Genomic DNA, 20,451 nt, shown 5'->3' with positions numbered 1-20,451 from the left:
CAGTCTAGGGGCGGGGTACGGAAGGGCCGGGCCCACAAAGAGGATTTTTAGTAATAAAACGTGCTATATGACGCGGTGTGGCTGTACGGGTGGCTCCTCCCGTAAATTGTCTGCTGATCGAAGTGCAGGTCGTTGAGAGAGGCGGGTCACCATGTCGACAGAGCCCACGGGGGAGCGGTTGGCGGAACTGAGGCAGGCGTTCGCGGCCATCGACGCCGACGGTGACGGATTCATCACGGAGGCCGAGTTCCGCGGGCACTTCCCCGACCTGCCCGCGGAGGCCATCGGGTCGCTGAACCGGGACGGCGACTCCGACGGTGACGGCCGCTTCTCGTTCGAGGAGTTCGTCCGCCTGGTCTCCCGCGGCTGAGCCGCCCGCCCGCTCTCCTCGGGGAGCGGGCGTGTCCGGCTCGCGCCCCCGTCACAGGGCTGATCGCCGGAGGGCCGTCGGGATCAGCGTGAGACGGTGACGCTCTCGCCGGAGAGTTCGCGCAGTGACTCCTCGACCGTGGAGTTGATGGGAAACGCATCTCGCAGTCTGGTCAGATCGAGCAGACGGCTGAGGAATCCGTGCACGCCGACGAGGCGCAGCCAGCCCTTCCGCTCGTAGGCGCGCCGCAGGCTCGTCAGCAGCACCCAGATACCCGTGGAGTCGCAGAATCCCAGCCTCGTCGTGTCGACGACCAGACAGACATGGCCCCGCCTCATGAACTCCGCGAGCCGCTCCTCCAACAGCGGAGCCGAGGATTTGTCCAGATCGCCGACCAGGGTCACTACGGAGAACTGGGGATGTGTGTCCACGGTGACGGAAAGCCGAGTCATATCGCCCCGCTGTCTACGGCAGTTGGAGACAGCGCCCTGTCGGGAGCCGTGCAAGGACCGGTGCCATTGACACCACCGTACGCCCGTGGCTTGTGACAGTTCAACGGGTGAATGCGAACCGCCGGATGTCAGGACACCACCCGACGCGAAGTGGGACCTGCTCAGGGAGGCGCTGTTTGTCCATTCCGCAGTGTGTTCGGCGGTCGTCGGTGGGAACCCGGTCACCGTCCGCGGGCGGGGCGGCCTGCCCTTCCACGGCCTCGTGGGGACGGGAAAGGGCGGGCGGCCCCGGTGATCGCGGAGACGGCACAACGGGCTGTCACGCGAACGTGACTCCGTTCCAAGCGTGCTTGCCAGGCCCTACGAGGCGGACAACGAGTTCGTGGCCGGCTGCCCTGCCGTGAGCGTCTGCCGCAGTGGCTTGCCGACGCTGGGCGCCGAGGTGATTCCTTCCGGCGCTTCCTGGACGTCCACCGGGTTGATCCGGCAGCCGTGCTCGTCGTGGTGATCGGCATCGGCGTCGTCGAACCACACGCCGCCGTCCGCGAGATAGCGGAAACGGATGGGCTGCCGTGCGGGGACGGTCAGGCTCACCTGGTAGGTGCCGTTCTCCTTGCGTTGCATGGGATGGGCGTAGGGGTCCCAGCCGTTGAAGTCGCCGACCAGTGAAACCCCCCCGCCGGCCGGGCTCTCCGCTATGGTGAAAGTCAGCTTGACCTGGCCGTTCTTGGTCGGCTTACCGCGCTTGATCACTGAAATCCTCCTGACATCACTGTCTCCGTGCGTAACGTGCCGTGATCTCGGTTGCGGAAAGACGTGAAGATCACGCCAACTACCGGATCGCGCCGACAGGGACGTGACGCGACCGGGAGGCCGACGCCCGGTCACGGCCGAGCCGTCGATCCCATATGGATCGTTACCGCCCGTAGCGGCGGGACAACCCGGGCAAGCTGACTTTTGATCGGCATCACGTCCGACCTTGACCCGGGCATGGCGGTTGGCCGATCCACGGTCGGAGACGGGTCGGGCGTCGGCCAGGATGGTGGGGTGGACATAAGGCCGATCTCCCCGTCGTCGCTGGTGGCGGAAGTCGTTGACAGGGTCGCCGTGGAGCCCGGCGACTCCTGGGTGCGCGTCGCACTCGACGGAGCGCCGGCGGCGCGGCCGGGGGATCTCGCCGACGCGCTGGCCGACCCGCTCCGGCTCCGCGGCCGGGAGGTGCTCCGGGTCTCCTCCGCCGACTTCCTGCGCCCGGCCTCGCTCCGCTTCGAGTACGGCAGGACCGACCCCGACTCCTTCTACACCGACTGGTTCGACTACAAAGGGCTGGTCCGCGAGGTCCTGGGGCCGCTCGCTCCCGGCCGGTCGGGGAAGGTGCTGCCCACGCTGTGGGACAGCGTGGTCGACCGGGCCACCCGCGCACCCTACGTCACCGTCCCCTCCGGCGGGGTGCTGCTGCTGGACGGTCCCCTGCTGCTGGGCAGGGGGATGCCGTTCGACCTGACCGTGCACCTGAGGCTCTCTCCGGGCGCGCTCGCCCGGCGCACCCCGGACGAGGAACGCTGGACACTGCCCGCCTACGCGCGCTATGAGGCGGAGGTCGCACCGGCGCAGGTCGCCGACATGGTCGTCCGCGTCGACGATCCGAGACATCCGGCCCTGGTCACAGCGCCGTGAGCCGTCTCGTGGCAGGGCGGGCCGGACACGAAGGCTGGACACGAAGGCTGGACACGAAGGCTGGACACGAAGGCTGGACACGAAGGCGGGGCGGGAACGAGGGACGGACACGAGGGCCGGACACGAAGGCGGGGCGCGTCCCCCGACACGCCCCGCCTTTGGATCATCCAGCGGCTCAGCTAGACGCCCGCGCGCGAGGGCATCCTGCCCTCGGAGTACGTGCCGTGGAGCATCTCCTGCTCCGTCGGCCGCATCTCGTCGTGGTGCTCCTCCATGCGCAGCGCGAGCCCGATCCCGAAGAAGGTGGGCGCCCACTCACCGATGAAGATTCCCCACCGGTCCGCCCGGTCGATCCCCGCCTTCTCCGCCGAATTCGATGCCAGCCACGCCGCGAAAGACAGGCCGACCGAGGCGATTCCGGCGATGTACATCGCGCTGGACTTGACGCCCATCTTGTGAAGCGTACTGATCATTTCATCCCCCTGATGGTGGTTCGCTCTTATGGTTACCCAGGGAGACTGTAGATAACCAGTTGTGACGAACCACAGGTAGATGCTTCTCCTGGCCTGTGAGTGCGCTGCTCCGCTCACTCCTCGCCGAGACGTTTGAGGAGGCCTTCACGCCTGGCGTCGAGCTCACTGACGAGGATCTCCTGCTCGTCGGCCTGGTTGATCATCATTGATCGCTCGACGGGGTCGGTGGGGCCGACCTCTCCGACCTGCCGACGCATCTCGGCGACCTCGTTACGCAGTCTCTCCAGATCCTCTTCGACCTGCCGTAGTTCTTCCTGAAGGCTCATTTGCTGTCCATACCCCTGCTTTCGGCCTCGACTCCCGACCTTGGTCGTCTCGCCGGGCCCGTCACTCCCACTCCGCGACCACCGGTGATCCAGGCGCCTCTCCGTCGCGACGGGAACCTGACCGGGCCGGCCGGTGTACCTCCCGCATGAGACGAATTCTTGTCGGTCAAGTGGTCAGTCATCGTCCTGGTCGCCGTGGTGGTCCCGGCCGTGGTCGTCCCGGTCGTTTCTGTCATCCCGGTCATCCCGGTCGTCCCGGTCGTCCCGGTCGTCGTCGTCCCTGCCGTTGGCGGCACGGTCGTCGTCGGTGTCGTCGTCCGCGACCTCCCGGTCCTGCTCCAGGATCGCGCCGGTGGTGGCGTCGACGTCGAAGTCGTGCTCGACATCGCCTTCGCGGAGCTCGACCTCCCAGTTGGCGGGCGTCTCGTCGCCGTCGAACTCGACCTTGACGAGCTTGGCGCCGGGCACCTTCTCCTGAGCGATCCTGACGGCCTCGTCCCGCGAGATCCCGGCCTCCTCCTCGCCGGGCGCGGGAGTCGCGGGGGTGCTCTCGGTGCCGGGCGTCGGATTCACCGGCGCGGGAGTCGTCGCACTGCCGCTGGGGGCCGGGGTGGGCGTCGTGGTTCCGGCGGAGGCGACCGCGCCACCTCCGGCGATGACGGCGAGGAGTCCGGTGGCGGCGATGGTGAGTTTCGTAGTGTTTCGCATGTCCCCGAGCTTGCCGGGGACCCCGTTAGCGCCACGCTGCGCCAACCCTAAACGCAGGGTAAGGTCCGCCGAACCGGTTCGGCGGACGCTCTCGCCCGCCGCAGGGGAGAGCGGGCCGAGCCCCTCGCGGGCCGGCAGGCCATGAGGGCGGCAGGCCGTGCCGATCACTGGGGCCGGGCTGAACCTGGCGGGTCGGGATGTTCTCCATGACGACACGTACGCTCTCGCTTCGGGGCAGTAGCGTCGGCGAGGTTTTGGAGGTGGGGTTCCTGGGTTAGAAATGAGCTGTAAAGGAAGATTTGTCGGTATATGCACATGCGATTGCAAGTGCAGACGCAAGTGCGCGTCCAGTAGGGCTGTGTGATTCACGCCGTATATGTGAAAGTGTGGCACCGTAGGAAGGTGCGACAGGGAGCCGACATGGCCAGACAGACCGCCGAAGACAGCGGCGCGCAGGGCGGCGTTCTCACCTACGCGGGTGGTGGTGGTCCCACCGTCCTGCGGATTCTTCTCGGTGCCCAGCTGCGGAGGCTGCGCGTCGCCAAGGAGATCACCCGAGAGCAGGCCGGTTACGCCATCCGCGCCTCTCATGCCAAGATCAGTCGGCTGGAGCTCGGGCGGGTCGGTTTCAAGGAGCGCGATGTCGCGGATCTGCTGACGATGTACGGGGTGACCGATACCGAGGAAAGGGCCTCGCTGCTGACCTTGGCCCGTCAGGCCAACGCCCCCGGCTGGTGGCACAAGTATGGCGACCTGCTCCCCAGCTGGTTCGAGGTCTACGTCGGGCTCGAAGAGGCGGCCTCGACGGTCCGGACCTATGAGGTGCAGTTCATCCCCGGCCTCCTGCAGAGCCCCGAATACGCGCGGGCCGTCATCATGCTCGTGCACGGTGGCGCCTCGGCGGGTGAGGTCGACCGCCGAGTCTCGCTCCGTATGGCCCGTCAGAAGCGCCTGACCAGGCCGGATGCTCCGACACTCTGGGCCGTGATGGACGAGGCCGTGCTACGGCGACCCATCGGTGGGCCGCAGGTGCTGCGCGCCCAGATAGACCACCTGCTCGAAATCATCGAGCTGCCCAACGTCAAACTGCAGATCATGCCGTTCGACCGGGGCGGCCACGCCGCGGCGGGTGGACCGTTCTCCATCCTGCGCTTCCCCGGGCGGGACCTGCCCGACGTGGTCTACCTGGAACAGCTCACGAGCGCCCTCTACCTGGACAAGCTCGACGAGATCGACCACTACATACAGGTCATGGACCGCCTGTGCATTCAGGCCTACTCCCTCGCCGAGAGCAAGAGGTTCCTCGGGGACCTGCGTGAGGAGCTCTCGGGCTGATGCCCGGCACGTGGGTCACTGCCCGCCGGCGTCGGCCCGATTTGATGGGTTTTGAGAAGGATTGTGACGCTTGACGGCTTGAGTCCGCCTTAATTGTCGATCAGATGATATGTCGTTTCATGATCTGAACTGCTGGCTGCTCGTCTACCATTCGGGAAAGAGTGGTGAAGGCGAGGATATGACTGAGCGCGAGCAGGCTTCACCGGGAATCGACCCCACGATCCCGAGTGTGGCCCGTATGTACGACTACTACCTGGGAGGCAAGGACAACTTCACCTCCGACCGGGCTGCCGGCGACAGGATCATTGAGCTTGTCCCCAACGTGAAGGACGTGGCGCGTTCCAACCGCGCCTTCCTCGGGCGCACCGTGCGGCATCTCGCCGCCGCGGGGATCCGCCAGTTCATCGACATCGGCACGGGCCTGCCGACGCAGGAGAACGTGCACCAGGTCGTCCTCCGCGAGGCGCCCGACTCCCAGATCATCTATGTCGACAACGATCCCATCGTGCTCGCGCACGCCCGCGCGCTGCTCGCCGACAACCCGCAGACCACCGTGATCCCCGGGGACCTGCGGGAGCCGGATGTGATCCTGGATCACCCGGACGTCCGCGAGCGCATCGACTTCGACCAGCCGGTCGCCGTCCTCATGGTCTCCATCCTGCACTTCGTCGCGGATGACAAGGAGGCCGCCGACATCGCCACCTCCTTCGGGCGGCGGCTGGCCTCGGGCAGCCACGTGGTGATCTCCCACGTCACCTCCGGCGACCTCAGCGAGGAGCAGGTCCGTCAGGGGCGTGCTGTCTACGGCACGACCACCGCGGGCGGCGTCTTCCCCCGCACCCTCACCCAGATCCGCGAACTGTTCGACGGGCTGGAGGTGCTCGAACCCGGTCTGGTGCCCGTCTACGACTGGCGGCCCGACCCGAGTGACGTCGTCATCGCGCCGGGAGCCGGTGCCGTCACGGTGGGCGCCGTCGGCCGGGTTCCCTGACCGGTGACCCACCCACATTCCGAACCTTTGCCACCCGGCACGGCAAGGTCCAGTGGATGGACCAGGCACCGGAGTACACCCCCCATCTCCGTCGGGGAGTCGTGGACCGTGAAGTCCCGTCAGGGAGTCTGCCTGATCAGGCAAACCACTCTCGGTTCACCCCCATTAGAGGCATGATCGCGTGTCACGTCGAGCTTTCATGTTCAGTAGATGTGCGAGCCACGGTATTTCTGTCAGAGATTTTTTATCTAGCACTACTAGAGTCGGCGGGATGTCCATAAGCGGCCTAGCGAGAAGCCGCTCCCCTCAGGGGCGGAGGAGTCACAAAGGGAGCGTCGTGAGCGCGACGACATCGGCTGATCGTCACGGTTGCCCGCGAACCGGTCGAGACGGAGGGCGAACTTTATCCCTGAATGAAATGGATGCGGCATTGCCTGTGGATTCGCCGGTCCGTAGCATCCGTCACATGTCCATCACGCGTGAGTTCGCCTATGCCTCGTCCTCGCGTCCCGCTGACGGCGAGTGCGTGTGGTACCGCTCCAAGGGTGACGTCTTCGACCTGATCCGTACGGGCAGCGACGGGGACTTCCGGTATCACGCCTTCCACGCCCGCGACGGCCGCTATCTCCAGGCGTTCGCCTCCTGGCAGGACGGCATGGAATGGATCAGGGAGCGCGTCGAGAACGAATAAGACAAGCCAGAGGTCAGGCACGATCGGGCGCGGCAGCTGGGAGGTGGAGGAGGCGCTGATCCAGAACGGGGTGTCCAGGGCCAGCACGCCCAGTAGCAGGTCCGCGCCGCCGACCCGGAACTCGCCCCGGGGGTAGCACATGGGCGAGCTGCCGTCGCAGCAGCCGCCGGACTGGTGGAACATCAACGGGCCGTGTCGTTCGTGGAGCACGGTCAGCAGTTCCTCGGCGGTGGGGCTGAGCCGCACCCGCTCCACTCGGAGCGGGCCTCGTCCTCCGAGTCGAAGGTCGTCACCGAGACGACCGGCCCGAAGATCTCCTCCTGGAAGACGCGCATGTCGTTGCTGCCCTTGAAGATCGTCGGCTCGATCTCGGCCCCCAGGGCCGGGAAGCTGACATCTCAAGTCCGGCGGCTCCGGCGGGCGGGACACTCCCGGCAGGCGTTGCCTGCCTTACCCGCCGTTCGTCTCCCGCGATGCCGTCCCCGGGCGGCTGGACGACGGCTGGGGCGTCCGGGTGGCGGGGGAGATCAGGAGGCAGCCGCCACCGGGCGTGAAACCCTGGCCGGTCCCGGTGCGGGTTCTACGGCTGTTCCAGGCAGGGAGCATCGGAGATGCCCACCGAGAGTTCCTTGCCTGAGGCGCCCAGCACGCGGATGGAGTTGGTGTCGCCGAAGTAGGCGACCTCGGCTGCGGCGTCGCAGATCTCCTTGGCCGTGGCCGACTCGTCGTCGGTCAGGGAGGTCTCGATCGACACCGAGGTACACTGCCCCGCCACGGTGACCGACCGGACCCTCTCCTGTCGTACGTGCTGCTCGACCTTGTCGGCGACCTCCCCGCAGGACGCCTCGGCGGGCGGCGCCGTCGTCTGAGCGTTCCCGCTCGGACTGTCCGCGACGGGCGCGTCGTCCTCCCCGCCGCCACACCCGGACAGTAGGAGAGCGGCTGCGGCCACCAGGATCAAGTGCCTACCAGAAGTCATGAACGTGACGGTATGTCCGCCCCCTTGCGGGCCACTTTCCGGCGAACAGCGACGCGCCCTCCAATCTGCGGGGTCTTCATCAGGGCATGGTCGTAGGGCTCGTTCGAACCCTTCATCCAGCCCTTCGCGAGAAGCGCCGACTCGACGGCGTCCTCGAAGACCTTCTCTTGATGCACGAGGGCACGATCACTTGCCCTTCTCCGAGTTTTGATCACTGTGAGCATCTGGAGGGTTACGAAATTCGGTCGAAGACCTGCGAGACGCCTGGTCGTACAGTGAAGATATGGGCGTGTTGACTGTTGATCTCGATGCCAAGGCGGAGAAGGCTCTGAACGAGCTGACTTCCGATGGCCGTTCGGCGACCGAAGCCGTTCGCGAAGCGCTCGTCATCGCTCAGCGTCTCCACCGTATGGAGTGGGCCCGAGTCGCAGCCAAGAGGCTGGCCAACGACCCCGCAGACAGGGCCGAAGCGGAAGCGATCATGAGAGACACGGAGCACCTGCGTGCGTGGTGACGTGTATCGGCTGCGTGCTCCTCGTGACGCGATGGCCCATGAGTAACGAGGTGAGCGTTTCCCGGTAATCCTCCAGTCGGACTTCTTGGCTCATCTCTCCACCGTGCTCATCGCTCCGACCTCGGCGAGTGCGCCTCCCGCCCTTTTCCGCCCCGAGGTCGAACTCCTCGGCAGGTCGCGTCCATGGACGTGGTGTACGAGCATCCGAATCCGGTAAGCCGGTCACGGTGGAAAAGCGCGGCGTCGTCCGTGGGGAAAAGCGCGGCGAGGGTGGCGGAGTGGTTCAGGGCCGCTCGTCGGTGTCGCGTCGTGCGGGGTCGAAGGTCAAAAGCGCGCCGAGGACCGTGGAGTGGCCCCAGACCGCCCATCGGTACGGGTCCGCCGCGGTGCGGAAGGGTTCGGGGCCGCTCCTCGCCGCTGCTCGCCGCCGCCTCGTGCGGGGCTCTCGCCGTGCGGGGTACGAAGGTCCGCGGGGCGTCCGGTCACGGGTCGCCCTCGGCTGGGCGCGGGGACGAATCGGGCCTTCCACCACGAAAAGCGGCCCACCCGAGGGGGTGGGAGTGGCGCCTTCCTTGATCGGGGTGAATCCGCACGCCCCCAGCGTGCCAACTCATCCAGATCATGGAAAATCCCCGATCGTCACCACCACGGCCCCGCCTCCACGCCCGCCATGACCCGCTTTGCCCCCTCCCGGAGCTCCACCGGCCCGCCCCCCCTGTCACCCACACCCGGCCAATGCCCGCCACCACCCCGCACGATGCGTTACCGGTGAGCGGCCCCCAACCACTCCACGGCCCTCGCCGCGCTTTTGACCTCCCACCCCGCACGATGCGACACCGGTGAACGGCCCCACACCACTCCACCACCCTCGCCGCGCTTTTCCCCACGTGCTACGCCGCGCTTTTCAATGGCGATCAGCCAGGCGCGACGCGGGTACCGATCTCAAACACTCGTACACCACCTGCGCGGACGCGACCCCTCGGCAAGCAGACGTGGATCATGGTCGAGCAGACCATGGCTGTCGCCCCACACCGCCTGGGTGACTTCGCGGGACGTCTGGACCCAGCCGAGATCGAAGAGGTCGATGACGCCCTGCACACCGTCCTTGGCATGCTCCAGTAGAGAGGACGCGGAGCACAACGAGCCTGCTTCCTCTGTCGTGATCTCACACGAGCCGGGATCGTGACAGAGGAAGTAGGGTGTCAGCCTTGGTGGCCGCGGTCGAACTCGTTGGCCTTCACGCCGTTGATGAAGGCATCCCACTCGGCGGGGGTGAAGAAGAGCTTGGGGCCTTCGGGGTCCTTGGAATCGCGTACGGCGATCAACTCGGGGTGCTCGGCCTTGTGGCCGGGAGCGTCGACGACATCCTTGAGTTCCGCGACCTCAACGCAGTTTCCGCCGTTGTCGCCGGTCCAAGTTGACTTACGCCATTGAGCTCTTCTCGTGCGCCCAGTAGAACTGGAGGTGAAGCCGTGACATAGCGGCTGATCTGCATGTTCGTAAGCTCGTCGTCGCTTGCCGGTGAAAGTCCGGTCCGGGTAGCTGCCAGGAGGCCCGGTAGCAGGCTGGCGGCTTCGTCTGGAAACGGGCGGGGTCGAAGCCCAGCGTCAAAAGCCCTTAAGGGGGAGCGACGATGCGGTCCGTAGCATGACGCGAAGCCTGCGGCGTCGTTACTCAGCCGTCTTCGGACGGGACAAGGGAGAGCCGAGCCCCTCGTGATCGGGGTGAAGGCCATGGAAGCGGCGAAGAGCCTGGAAATTGCAGCCGCGAAGAACTCCCCGGCGTATGGGGCGCGGAACGTATCGATAGTGACGGCGGGAACTGGGGAGGCCCTCCCCGGCCCGGTGACCTGCGGAAGGTGTTACCGGAGCGTGGCGTCCTATAACCGGTCAACGCCGGGAAGTGGATTGCTGGCCGGGTGGGCGTCGGAGGCGGCCGTAGTACTGCTTGAGCCGACCGGACAACATAACCGGCGGTGAGGGAAGGGCCGCTACTTCGTCGATGCATATTGAGGTGGAGGAGGGGCTCGGTGAGTGCCGTTTTGGCTATTCCCGCCGCCGTGGGGCCGCGTGTTCCGCGTGATCCGGTCCGCGCCTTGCAGCATGTGCTCTACCGGGCGGCCAAGGCCGATCCCGGACGTCGGTTCCACGCGCTCATGGACAAGGTCTATCGCAGAGACGTTCTGGAGCGCGGGTGGGTCATGGTGCGCAGCAACAACGGCGCACCGGGCATCGACGCGACCACGCTGGCCGACATCGAGGAGTACGGGATCGTCCGGCTTCTTGAGGAGTTGGCCGCGGAACTTCGGCAGGGCCGGTATCGGCCATTGCCCGCGCGCCGGGTGATGATCCCCAAGCCTGGGCTGAAGGACGAGTACCGGCCGTTGTCGATTCCCGCTGTTCGGGATCGGATCGTGCAGGCCGCTGTGAAGATCGTGTTCGAACCGGTCTTCGAGGCGGACATGGCTGATTGCTCATTCGGGTTTCGCCCGAAGCGCTCAGCACACGATGCTCTGCAAGTGCTCATTGAGGAGCAGGCGCGGGGCCGCCGGTGGGTGGTCGAGACGGACATCGCCAACTGCTTTTCGGCGATTCCGCACGATGAGTTGATGCGTGCGATCGAGGAACGCGTCTGCGATCAGTCGCTCCTGAAGCTCCTGCGGGTGATTCTGCGCGCCGGGGTGATGGAGGACGGACAGATCCGGCGAGAGGTCACCGGCACGCCACAAGGCGGCGTGGTTTCACCCGTCCTCTGTAACGTCTACCTGCACCGATTGGATCGGGCGTGGGACGAGGCGGACGGCGTGCTGGCCCGCTATGCCGACGACGCGATCGTGATGTGCTGGTCCCGCGGTCAAGCCGAGCGGGCCCTGGCCCGCCTGACGGAGCTGCTGGCGGCACTCGGTTTGGAGCCGAAGGCCGCCAAGACCCGCATCGTGCACCTGGAGGTCGGTGGGGAAGGCCTGGACTTCCTGGGCTTTCACCACCGGCTGGTGCGCTCACGCGGGTTCAACGGGAAACGGCCGTTCGTTTTCCTCGCTCGCTGGCCCTCAGACAGGGCGATGCAACACGCCCGCGACCGGATCCGTGACCTCACGGACGGCCGCAGGCTGCTGCTTCGCACCGAAGCGATCACCAAGGAGGTCAACCTGTTCCTGCGGGGATGGGCTGGCTATTTCCGGTACGGGCATTCTGCCCGGCGCTTTAGCAAGATCAGAGAGTTCGCCTGGATGCGCCTGGCGCTGTTCCTCAGCCGAAAACACCGGCGCAGCCGGAGCTACGGCCGGGGCGTGCTGAAACGCTCGCTCAGCGATCTCGGCTTGATCAGCCTGTATGGAATCGTCGTCGCGCCCAGGGCGGGCAAGCCCTGGCGGGAAAGGCCGAATGCCGGCGGTGAACGACGTCGGTGAGCCGTGTGCGGGAGAACCGCATGCACGGATCGAGGTGGCGGGGGTTGGAAACGGAGCGAAGAACCTGGTCACGGCCACTGGGGTGGCACACCCGTCCGGGAAACCGACGGAAGGAAGGCCCCAGGCCCTCCCGCCAGGAGAAGCCACCGCGCCAGCCCCCGACCCTACAGGTCCATCTTTCCTCTGCCGTCCTTTTGATGAGGTCTATCGACATGCGTAGCGGCAACGCCTCGGTCCTGATGGACTCAAACTTCCGGATGGCGTAGCGGACTTCTTCGTGATCATTGACGGTGAGTCCATGTAGAGCCGTGTCCACGTACGCTACATCGATTCCACCATCAAAGGTCGCGATGGTGAACCCGCTGAGCAGACCCGGATGCATCCCGTGGGGAATCACCTGGATGCTAAGCGCGGGACTGATTATGGAACACAGATACTCCAGTTGCCCTCGCATGTCCTTGGGTTCGCCTATTGGTCGATAGAGAACGGCCTCATCGATGACGCACCGGAAGATCGGAGGCTGTGGGTCCTCCCGGGTGAGGATAGCCTGACGTTCCAGGCGGGCTCGTAGGGCTACCTCGTCGCCATGCATTACCACGCGGGCGTAAGCCTCGGTCTGAAGCAGCCCTGGAACCAGAAGAGGTTCGTAGGCGCGCAGTTCGGTTGCCTCTGGTTCCCTTGCCCTCCACTTACCGAACCACGACGGGAACTGTTGTGCTTTTCGCCAGTCGAGAAGGCGGCGGAGGGCGCCGCCCGTGTTGAGGACCTTGTCGCAGGCGTCGGCGAACTCGGGGCTGGCCGGAAGCTGGCCGGTCTCCACCCCGCTGATCAGGGACTCGCTGAAGTGGATCTTCTCGGCCAGCTGACTCTGGGTGAGCCCCGCCGCTTTCCGGTAGTGCTTCAGCTCTCGGCCCCATATTGCCTGAGGTGTGTAGAGGTCGATCACGATGCCCTCCTTGCCGGAATTCAACAACGGCCGTGCGAATCCCCAACGCTCGTCGATGGTAACCGTTCGACTACCAAGCGTAGCCATATCGCGGCACGCTGGCCATATGGATTCCAAAGAAGAAGGGGAGACCGGAAAAGAGGCTCTCAAGGCGTACGCGGCGCTGATCGAATATCGCTACACGCTGGACCCTTCCCTGGCCGTGCTGGGGGAGAGATGGATGCCGTGCGAAACGCGAAACGTGGCCTCCGCCCGCCGATTCGTCCGGGACATCGCCACCGACTGGAACGCGTCGGAAGACACCCCGGAAATCGCCGAACTTCTGGTCTCCGAACTCGTCACCAAAGCGATCGCATACGGCTCGTCGGACGTTCCGGACCCGACCGTCATCCGCATCAGAACCACCAGGGAGAAAGAATTGATGACCGTGGACGTCTACGACTCCTGCATAGCCGTCCCCCGAATGAGGCAGGCCGACCACCTGGCGACCTCCGGCAGGGGCCTCACCATCGTCGAAGACCTCTCCCACAACTGGGGCTGGACCCTCAACCCCTACGGAAAGTCCGTCTGGTTCCAGTTGGTGGCATGGCCCTGAGGCTATGGAGATTGGAGGCGGTCACTTTTCGAAGTGACCGCCTCCAGGAGCCGAGTTCATGCTTGGTGTGTATGACTCGTTGACCCCTTCTCGGTGATGTCTCGTCGCGGAGCGTGTAGTTCGCGTGGGTGGGGTGGGCGTCTTGGGAAGCCTTTAAGTGGATCGTGCTGGACGAGTCGCGGGAGCGGATCGAGCGGCTGCTGCCGAAAGTGGGGCGGCAGTGCCGCCCCCGGACCGTAAGCGAACGGCCCCGTCGGCGCACCCCGCACGGCTCCGGGCCTGGTACGCGTCGATGATTGAGCCAGGAGTTCAGGGTATGAGCAGGACGCGGCCGAGCTGGGAGCGGCTTTCCATGATCCGATGCGCTTCGGCCGCCTCGTCGAGTGGCAGCCGGGCGTGCAGCCTGGCACGTAGTCTCCCCTCGACCGCGTGCCGGGTGACCTGGTCCATGTCCTCGCGCGCTTGTTTCGGCGCGGCGGCGCGCCAGGCGAGCAGCGAGAACGCGGCTGCCGATCTCATTGCGAAAAGGCTGGTCAGCGGGATATCGGTTGCCTCGCCGCCGGCCGCTCCGTAGACGATGGCTCGGCCGAACGGTGTCAGAAGGTCGAGGCTGCGTAGCAGGATGCGGCCGCCGACGGAGTCCAGGACGACGTCGACTCCTCCTGGTGCGGCCTCGCGCACCCGCTCGGGCCAGTCCTCCGCGGAGTAGTCGACGGCCACGTCGGCGCCGAGCGTGCGGGTGAAGTTCAGCTTGGCGGGGGAGCCGGCCGTGGCGATCACGGTGCCGGCGCCAGCGATCTTGGCGAGTTGCACGGCCAGATGGCCGATACCTCCAGCGGCGGCGTGGACGAGCACGGTCTCGCCGGGCGACAGCCGGGCGGCGCGCAACGTGCCCAGCGCCACGGGGGCGCCCATCGGCAGCATGCTCGCGGTGGCGTCGCCGACTCCCTCCGGTACGGGCGCGAGCCACCCGGCGTCGGCGAGGACGTGGTCGGCGAAGGCGTCCTCGGCCAGCGTGGCGACCCGCCGGCCGGTAAGGGCGGGGTCGACGCCCGGCCCCACCGCGTCGACCGTGCCGACCACGTCGCCGGTGAGCACGGCGGGCAGATCTCCATGGAACAGGTCGCCGCCGCGGCCGGAGTCGGTAACGGTGTTCCACCGTTTCGGCAGCCGGATGGGGCTGATGGTCGCGCTGATGCAGGAGCGGGCGTACGCCCTGGAGGAGGCCGTGGCGAGTGGACCTCCGCCGCTGGGGCCCGGCGCCCCGCCCGAGGAGCGGCTGATGGCCTTTCTGGACGCGATCGTCGACGTCGTCGGCCGCAACAAGGGGCTCCTCGCGGCGCTCGGCCACGCCGCCACGGCGGCGCCCAGGCCGGAGTGGAAGGAGCACGGCGAGCACCGGGACGAAGCCGGCGACCACCCCGTCTACCGGTTCTGGCACGGCCACACCAGCGCACTGATCGCCGCGCGGCGCCCCGACCTGGACGGAGAGCTACTGGCGCACATCCTGCTGGGCAGCCTCCAGAGCGAACCGGTCCTGCGACTGCTGGAGCGCGGAGAGACGATGCGGCTGGCCGCGTCGCTGCGTGTCATGGCCTCTGGGATGCTCACGGTCCCTGCCCCCTCCTGAGGCGGGGTGGGAGAACACCTCAGGCCGGCGGCGCGAGCGTTCCGGTGGCGAGGGCGTGGGTCAGGGCGGTGGCGGCGGTCTGGCCCGAGGTGGTCAGCTCCCGGAGTTCGGCCTCGAAGGTGAAGATCTCGCGGAAGGTGTCGCCGTACCTTCGCTGCTCCTCGACCGAGAGGCGCGGCACCTGGGCGCGGCGCGGGTCGAAGCGGGTGGAGCCGGACTGGGTGCCGGTCGTCGCGCCCGGGGAGAGAGCCCGGACGAAGCCCGCGAGGAAGAACGGGTCCAGCCGGTCGGGGTCGGGGCGCAGCAGGACGAGCCGGGGGCCGAGCAGCAGGCCGGGCTCCTCGATCACCCGGGTGGCCAGGCCGCCGCTTCCGATGGCGGCGACCACGTCTCCCGGCTCGATCCTGATCCGGCCCTCGGGGTGTGTGCGCGTCTCCACCGTGCCCCCGTCCAGGACGTGCTGGTCGATCAGCACCGGATCGCCCGAGCCGTCGATCTCGAAGCGCCCCGCCTGCCAGACGGCCAGCGCCCCGATCCGCTCCAACTCCGCCAGTGTGACGGAGGGCAACTCCTGGCCGGTGCCGGGGACGGCCTCGGGGACAAGGGTGGCGAGCCGCCCGAGCCGCTCGGCCAGGCGCTCGCGGAGCAGGAGGTAACCCTCCGCCGAGACCTGCTCCTCGGTGCCGAGATACCGGGAGGGGGTGACGTCGACGTCCTCGTCGACCAGCTCGATGATCGGGACCGTCCGGCTCTCGCCCGGCCTGTCGATGTCGAGGTCGGGATCCGCGCGGAACTCGCGCCACCGCTCGGCCACCGCGTCGAGGCTTCCCAGGTCGGCCTCGGCCATCAGGACACGGGAGGGGGTGCGGTCGTCGGCGGTGGGCTTGCGCAGCACCCAGATGTGCACGGGCAGCGCGGTGCCACCCGATGCGACCTTCGGGGGGAGGCCGATGACGGCCCGCAGGGTCCCGCGCCGCAGCAGGTTGCTGCGAATGCGGCGGCCCGAGCGGCGGTTGGCGGCGATCGCGGGCATCAGCAGCACCGCGACGCCGCCCGGCGCCAGGTGGGCGAGCGCGTGCTGGACCCAGGCCAGCTCGGACTCCATCTTGGGCGGCAGCCCGTACTCCCAGCGCGGGTCGCTCGTCAGCTCGTCGTATCCCCAGTGGCGCTCGTTGAACGGGGGATGGCACACGACGGCGTCGACGGTCAGGTCAGGCCAGGCGTCCTGGCGCAGCGAGTCGCCCGCCCTGACCTCGCCGGCGGCCTCCGGTGCACCGCCCGCCTTCGCCTTGCCGCCCGCCTTCGCCTTGCCGCCCGTCCGCTTCCCGACGCCCGCCGGAGCCTCGGCGCCCGCTCCGGCCAGTGCCAGGCGTGACTGCGCCAGCCGGGCCAGGGAGTCGTCGTACTCCTGCCCGTACGCGCGCCGCCCCGAGGCCGCCGCGGCGAGGAGGACGCCGAGACCGCAGGCGGGGTCGAGGACGGACCGGGCCTCGGGCCCCGACAGGTGGGCCATGAAGCCCGCGATCTCGGCGGGTGTCTCGGCCAGACGGCGTGAGTGGACGTCGGCGTAGCGGTCCAGCAGGAAGCGGATGGCCTGGGGGCTCCCCTCCTCCTCGGCATATCGCCTGATGAGCTCCCACGCGGGGGCCGGGACGGTGCGGGGCCTGCCCTGGCCGCGCAGGAGCTCGGTGGCCTCGGCGACGACCTCGCCGAGCCTGAGGTCGTCGCCGGCGGCGCGGACCTGCTGCCAGACGCGCTCGCGTAGCGGGAGCTCGGCCACCTTGCCCTGCTGGAGCAGCCACGCCTCGACGGCACCGAGTGAGAAGGTCGGGCTGGTCGCCGTCCCGCCCACGGGCTCGGGGAAGTCCTCGTGCCGTCGCCGCCAGTTGCTCACGGCCGCGCGGCCGACGCCGGCCATCCGCGCGATGTCGGCGGCGGTGACGCTCGCCTCGTCCCCTGCCATCGCCAGCCTCCGTTTTCCCACGTCAGCTCATTTGACATGTGGACGACAACTTATCTCACAGCGTTGACGGGCGTCGATCGGCGGCATCGAGTACGTGTATTTGGTTCACGTGACGGGGGTGCCGGGCGTAAAAGGACCTGCGAATTGTCGGTGGGGCAGGCAAAGATGACCCCATCATGGTTATCCACCAGTCTCTCCCGTTCACCGCCACGACGTCCCCGAGCGGCGACATCGTGATCTTCTACGTCGGCACCGAGCCCCGGATGACACCGGAGCAGGCACTCGCGTTCGCCGACCAACTCCGTGACCTCGCGGCCGGCGCGTCGCGCTCCGGCCGCCGGGAACCCCGGCCGGCGGACACCGGATGTCCTGACCGTGCCATGGCGTATTCACGATAATCCCTTTCACTCTACGTGGTCATTGCGTAACGTTCTGCCTGTCGTGGCTTCCGGAAAGGGGTGCCACCTCATCGATTCGCCGTGCTCCCGACGCCCGATGCCCAGGGTGCTCCCAGACGCGTCGAAGTCAGACATGGAAGGACGAACATGCAACCCTTCGAGCTCCCTGACTTCTACCTGCCGTATCCGGCCAGGCTGAACCCCCACGTGGAGACCGCGCGCGAGCACACCAGGGCCTGGGCGCACGACATGGGCATCCTCGATCCCGACCTCGGCATCTGGGACGAGGGCAAGCTCGACGCCATGGACTACGGCCTGCTCTGCGCCTACACCCACCCCGACGCGCCCGCCCCCGAACTCGACCTCATCACCGACTGGTACGTGTGGGTGTTCTTCTTCGACGACCACTTCCTGGAGACCTTCAAACGCAGTGGTGACCTGGCCGGGGCCAGGAAATACCTCGACCGGCTGGCGGCCTTCATGCCGGTGCACCCCACCGGGCCCGCTCCCGAGCCGGAGAACCCGGTGGAGCGCGGCCTGGCCGACCTGTGGGCCCGCACCATCCCGGCCATGTCCGCCGACTGGCGGGCCCGGTTCGTCGAGAGCACCAGGAACCTCCTCGACGAGTCCATGTGGGAGCTCGCCAACATCAACGCCGGACGCGTCGCCAACCCGATCGAATACATCGAGATGCGGCGTAAGGTCGGCGGCGCCCCCTGGTCGGCCAACCTGGTCGAGCACGCCGCGGGCGCGGAGGTCCCGGCCGTCGTCGCCGCCAGCCGGCCGATGCGCGTGCTGAGGGACACCTTCTCCGACGGGGTGCACCTGCGCAACGACCTCTTCTCCTACGAGCGGGAGGTCGGCGACGAGGGCGAGCTCAGCAACGGGGTGCTGGTCTTCGAGCGCTTCCTGGGCTACGACACCCAGCAGGCGGCCGACGCGATCAACGATCTGATCACCTCCAGGCTGCATCAGTTCGAGAACACCGCCCTCACCGAGCTGCCCTCCCTCTTCGAGGAGCACGGCCTGGACCTGAAGTCCCGCATCGACGTCCTCGCGTACGTCAAGGGGCTCCAGGACTGGCAGTCGGGTGGCCACGAGTGGCACATGCGCTCCAGTCGCTACATGAACGGTGCCTCGCAGGCGTCCCCGGCCGCCCCGGCCCTCCTCGGTGGTCCCACGGGCCTGGGCACCGCGGCGGCGCGCGTCAGGCTGGCGCCCGGCATCACGGGTCCGGGCGGGATCAGGAGCCACACCCACGTCCCTCTGCGGAAGGTGGGGCCGGTGCCGCTGCCCGAGATCTACATGCCGTACACGGCCAGGATGAACCCCAACCTGGACAGCTCCCGCCGCCACACGGTGGAGTGGGCGCGCGAGATGGGGATGTTCGAGCAGCTGCCCGGCTTCCCCGGTCTGGCCATCTGGACCGAGCACAAGCTCGACGGCTACGACTTCGCCATCTGCGCCGGGGCGATCAACCCGGACGCGCCCGGCCCCGAGCTGGACATCTCGACGTTCTGGCTCACCTGGGGGACCTACGCCGACGACTACTTCCCGGTGGTGTTCGGGCCGCGACGCGACATGATCGGCGCGAAGGCGTTCAACAAGCGGCTGTCGGCGTTCATGCCGCTCGACCTCTCCGCCACCCCGCCGCCGGCCAACCCGATCGAGCGCGGGCTGGCCGACCTGTGGTTCCGTACGGCGGCCCCCATGTCGGAGAACGCGCGCGCCAGGTTCCGCCAGGCTGTCGAGGACATGACGGAGAGCTGGCTGTGGGAGCTGGCCAACCACATCCAGAACCGGGTTCCCGACCCGGTCGACTACATCGAGATGCGCCGCAGGACCTTCGGCTCCGACCTCACGATGAGCCTGTCCCGGCTGGCCCACGGCCAGTCGGTGCCGCCCGAGGTCTACAGCACTCGGACGATGCGCGGGCTGGACGATTCGGCCGCCGACTACGCCTGCCTGGTCAACGACCTGTGCTCCTACCAGAAGGAGATCCAGTTCGAAGGCGAGCTGCACAACTGCGTGCTGGTCGTTCAGGACTTCCTCGACTGCGACCTGCGACAGGCGGTCGACATCGTCAACGACCTGATGACGTCCCGGATGCATCAGTTCGAGCACATCGTCGCCACCGAACTCCCCGCCCTGTACGACGACTTCGACCTCGACGAGGAGGCCAGGAAGACGCTCGACGGATACGTGACGGAGCTGCAGGACTGGATGGCGGGCGTCCTGCTCTGGCACATGAAGACCCGCCGCTACGACGAGTCCGAGCTGCACTATCCGCCGGCGACGACGCGGCCGGTCGGCGCCCCCACCGGGCTCGGCACCGCGGCCGCTCGCCTCGGGGCGGCCGCGCACGGATACCTCGCGGCGAGCCTTTGAACCCCGATTGAACCCCGACGCGGCCGAGAGCGTGCCCTGGTCTCCCGCCTGGCCGCCTTCGAACCTTCCTTCCGCTGCCGGTGGATCCCGGTGAGAACACGCGGCACGAGTATGCCCGTGTCCGAGGCCGGACACGGGCATGGGTACGGATCAATCGCCGCCGAGATGGCGATCACCGCGAAGTACAGGCCGGTGCGGGCGCCGATGGTGTCACCCACGCCCACCGCGGGCGGATTGGCGGGGTAGAACAGGAACGGCACCAGCACGACGGTGACGAACCCGCCGCCGGCCACCAACGCCGAGGCGGCGCGGATGCCGAACCCGCCGATCCGTCCATAGGCGAGGGCGAACGCCACGGCGAACAACCTGCCGATCGCCACTCCGAACAGGCCGATCGCGACGGCCAGACCTGAGGTCTGCTGAACGATACGTGAGACTATTTCCGGCTCGGCGGCCGCTGCCTCGTGCGCGTGCTGCCCCTTGAACGCGATGGCCAGGCTCACCTGGGGCTCGCCGAAGATCCAGGCGAACACCAGGGCAAGCGCGGCCGATACGAGCCCGACGAGCATTCCGCGCAGCAGCAGTGCGCGCATCGTCATAGCACGT

At 67.5% G+C, this 20,451-nt stretch carries 22 protein-coding genes and 4 pseudogenes; 12 read left to right on the top strand and 14 right to left on the bottom strand.

Annotated elements, in window-relative coordinates; all coding sequences use genetic code 11:
• The first annotated feature begins 151 nt into the window (after nt 1–151).
• Nucleotides 152–370, top strand: a complete 219-nt coding sequence (locus OG884_RS06990) for an EF-hand domain-containing protein (protein ID WP_326643314.1) — start codon at nt 152–154, stop codon at nt 368–370.
• An 83-nt stretch (nt 371–453) separates the two neighbouring features.
• Here the strand turns inward: OG884_RS06990 and OG884_RS06985 are convergent, their stop codons facing one another.
• Nucleotides 454–801 carry an STAS domain-containing protein gene (locus OG884_RS06985; protein ID WP_326643312.1) on the bottom strand — a complete coding sequence of 116 codons (348 nt, stop codon included), beginning with the start codon at nt 799–801 and terminating at the stop codon, nt 454–456.
• A 381-nt stretch (nt 802–1,182) separates the two neighbouring features.
• Nucleotides 1,183–1,575 carry an isoamylase early set domain-containing protein gene (locus tag OG884_RS06980; RefSeq protein ID WP_326643310.1) on the bottom strand — a complete coding sequence of 131 codons (393 nt, stop codon included), beginning with the start codon at nt 1,573–1,575 and terminating at the stop codon, nt 1,183–1,185.
• A gap of 294 nt (nt 1,576–1,869) precedes the next feature.
• On the opposite strand from OG884_RS06980, the gene OG884_RS06975 reads away from it, so the two are divergent.
• Entirely contained in the window at nt 1,870–2,499 is a 630-nt protein-coding gene (locus OG884_RS06975) for a uridine kinase (protein WP_326643309.1), read from the top strand.
• A 179-nt stretch (nt 2,500–2,678) separates the two neighbouring features.
• Here OG884_RS06975 and OG884_RS06970 read toward each other — a convergent pair whose 3' ends face one another.
• The 3 genes from OG884_RS06970 to OG884_RS06960 all read right to left on the bottom strand — a co-directional run bounded on the left by OG884_RS06970 (nt 2,679) and on the right by OG884_RS06960 (nt 4,006).
• Nucleotides 2,679–2,972: a hypothetical protein gene (locus OG884_RS06970; protein ID WP_326643307.1), complete on the bottom strand. Its 294-nt coding sequence runs from the start codon at nt 2,970–2,972 to the stop codon at nt 2,679–2,681.
• Between the two features lie 113 nt (nt 2,973–3,085).
• Nucleotides 3,086–3,298 carry a hypothetical protein gene (locus tag OG884_RS06965; RefSeq protein ID WP_326643305.1) on the bottom strand — a complete coding sequence of 71 codons (213 nt, stop codon included), beginning with the start codon at nt 3,296–3,298 and terminating at the stop codon, nt 3,086–3,088.
• A 174-nt stretch (nt 3,299–3,472) separates the two neighbouring features.
• Nucleotides 3,473–4,006 (bottom strand): PepSY domain-containing protein, encoded by a 534-nt coding sequence (locus OG884_RS06960; RefSeq protein WP_326643303.1) that lies wholly within the window; start codon nt 4,004–4,006, stop codon nt 3,473–3,475.
• A 420-nt stretch (nt 4,007–4,426) separates the two neighbouring features.
• Between OG884_RS06960 and OG884_RS06955 the strand changes: the two genes are divergently transcribed.
• The 3 genes from OG884_RS06955 (at nt 4,427) to OG884_RS06945 (ending at nt 7,023) form a co-directional block, all read left to right on the top strand.
• A complete protein-coding gene (locus tag OG884_RS06955; protein WP_326643301.1) occupies nt 4,427–5,341 on the top strand; it encodes a helix-turn-helix domain-containing protein in 915 nt (304 codons plus the stop codon).
• A gap of 178 nt (nt 5,342–5,519) precedes the next feature.
• Nucleotides 5,520–6,332 carry an SAM-dependent methyltransferase gene (locus tag OG884_RS06950; RefSeq protein WP_326643299.1) on the top strand — a complete coding sequence of 271 codons (813 nt, stop codon included), beginning with the start codon at nt 5,520–5,522 and terminating at the stop codon, nt 6,330–6,332.
• Between the two features lie 466 nt (nt 6,333–6,798).
• Complete coding sequence (locus OG884_RS06945; RefSeq protein ID WP_326647130.1) at nt 6,799–7,023, top strand: hypothetical protein; 225 nt, start codon at nt 6,799–6,801, stop codon at nt 7,021–7,023.
• 48 nt (nt 7,024–7,071) lie between these two features.
• Here the strand turns inward: OG884_RS06945 and OG884_RS06940 are convergent.
• The 4 genes and pseudogenes from OG884_RS06940 to OG884_RS06925 all read right to left on the bottom strand — a co-directional run.
• Nucleotides 7,072–7,278 (bottom strand): annotated as a pseudogene (locus OG884_RS06940) (DUF779 domain-containing protein); the annotation flags it as partial.
• An 8-nt stretch (nt 7,279–7,286) separates the two neighbouring features.
• Nucleotides 7,287–7,400, bottom strand: a pseudogene (locus OG884_RS06935) (aldehyde dehydrogenase family protein); the annotation flags it as partial.
• 203 nt (nt 7,401–7,603) lie between these two features.
• A complete protein-coding gene (locus OG884_RS06930) occupies nt 7,604–8,002 on the bottom strand; it encodes a hypothetical protein (protein ID WP_326643298.1) in 399 nt (132 codons plus the stop codon).
• Nucleotides 7,999–8,178, bottom strand: a complete 180-nt coding sequence (locus tag OG884_RS06925; RefSeq protein WP_326643297.1) for a hypothetical protein — start codon at nt 8,176–8,178, stop codon at nt 7,999–8,001. The genes OG884_RS06930 and OG884_RS06925 overlap by 4 nt, the downstream gene beginning before the upstream one ends.
• 107 nt (nt 8,179–8,285) lie before the next feature.
• On the opposite strand from OG884_RS06925, the gene OG884_RS06920 reads away from it, so the two are divergent.
• Nucleotides 8,286–8,516, top strand: a complete 231-nt coding sequence (locus OG884_RS06920) for a hypothetical protein (protein WP_326643295.1) — start codon at nt 8,286–8,288, stop codon at nt 8,514–8,516.
• 936 nt (nt 8,517–9,452) lie between these two features.
• Nucleotides 9,453–9,638, top strand: a pseudogene (locus tag OG884_RS06915) (type II toxin-antitoxin system PemK/MazF family toxin); the annotation flags it as partial.
• An 80-nt stretch (nt 9,639–9,718) separates the two neighbouring features.
• Here the strand turns inward: OG884_RS06915 and OG884_RS06910 are convergent.
• Nucleotides 9,719–9,892, bottom strand: a pseudogene (locus OG884_RS06910) (DUF397 domain-containing protein); the annotation flags it as partial.
• Nucleotides 9,893–10,545: 653 nt separating this feature from the next.
• Between OG884_RS06910 and ltrA the strand changes: the two are divergent.
• Nucleotides 10,546–11,925 (top strand): group II intron reverse transcriptase/maturase, encoded by a 1,380-nt coding sequence (ltrA, locus tag OG884_RS06905; RefSeq protein WP_326636118.1) that lies wholly within the window; start codon nt 10,546–10,548, stop codon nt 11,923–11,925.
• Here ltrA and OG884_RS06900 read toward each other — a convergent pair.
• Complete coding sequence (locus OG884_RS06900; protein ID WP_326643294.1) at nt 11,840–12,871, bottom strand: helix-turn-helix domain-containing protein; 1,032 nt, start codon at nt 12,869–12,871, stop codon at nt 11,840–11,842. The two genes, ltrA and OG884_RS06900, sit on opposite strands and share 86 nt — an antisense overlap.
• A 106-nt stretch (nt 12,872–12,977) precedes the next feature.
• Between OG884_RS06900 and OG884_RS06895 the strand changes: the two genes are divergently transcribed.
• Complete coding sequence (locus tag OG884_RS06895; protein WP_326643293.1) at nt 12,978–13,466, top strand: ATP-binding protein; 489 nt, start codon at nt 12,978–12,980, stop codon at nt 13,464–13,466.
• Between the two features lie 309 nt (nt 13,467–13,775).
• Here OG884_RS06895 and OG884_RS06890 read toward each other — a convergent pair whose 3' ends face one another.
• Nucleotides 13,776–14,564: a quinone oxidoreductase family protein gene (locus OG884_RS06890; protein WP_326643290.1), complete on the bottom strand. Its 789-nt coding sequence runs from the start codon at nt 14,562–14,564 to the stop codon at nt 13,776–13,778.
• Nucleotides 14,565–14,616: 52 nt separating this feature from the next.
• Between OG884_RS06890 and OG884_RS06885 the strand changes: the two genes are divergently transcribed.
• Complete coding sequence (locus OG884_RS06885; protein WP_326643288.1) at nt 14,617–15,096, top strand: hypothetical protein; 480 nt, start codon at nt 14,617–14,619, stop codon at nt 15,094–15,096.
• A 19-nt stretch (nt 15,097–15,115) separates the two neighbouring features.
• On the opposite strand, the gene OG884_RS06880 is transcribed toward OG884_RS06885, so the two are convergent.
• Nucleotides 15,116–17,080 carry an HsdM family class I SAM-dependent methyltransferase gene (locus OG884_RS06880; RefSeq protein WP_326643287.1) on the bottom strand — a complete coding sequence of 655 codons (1,965 nt, stop codon included), beginning with the start codon at nt 17,078–17,080 and terminating at the stop codon, nt 15,116–15,118.
• Between the two features lie 155 nt (nt 17,081–17,235).
• On the opposite strand from OG884_RS06880, the gene OG884_RS06875 reads away from it, so the two are divergent.
• Nucleotides 17,236–17,457 (top strand): hypothetical protein, encoded by a 222-nt coding sequence (locus tag OG884_RS06875; protein ID WP_326643285.1) that lies wholly within the window; start codon nt 17,236–17,238, stop codon nt 17,455–17,457.
• Nucleotides 17,458–17,604: 147 nt separating this feature from the next.
• Nucleotides 17,605–19,845, top strand: a complete 2,241-nt coding sequence (locus tag OG884_RS06870) for a family 2 encapsulin nanocompartment cargo protein terpene cyclase (protein WP_326643283.1) — start codon at nt 17,605–17,607, stop codon at nt 19,843–19,845.
• Here OG884_RS06870 and OG884_RS06865 read toward each other — a convergent pair.
• A complete protein-coding gene (locus tag OG884_RS06865) occupies nt 19,740–20,444 on the bottom strand; it encodes a CbtA family protein (protein WP_326643281.1) in 705 nt (234 codons plus the stop codon). The two genes, OG884_RS06870 and OG884_RS06865, sit on opposite strands and share 106 nt — an antisense overlap.
• Between the last annotated feature and the right edge of the window lie 7 nt (nt 20,445–20,451).

Source organism: Streptosporangium sp. NBC_01755, from assembly GCF_035917995.1.
Lineage (GTDB): Bacteria > Actinomycetota > Actinomycetes > Streptosporangiales > Streptosporangiaceae > Streptosporangium.
The sequence above is the reverse complement of the archived record's forward strand: the minus strand, read 5'-3'. Positions and strand labels throughout refer to the sequence as shown.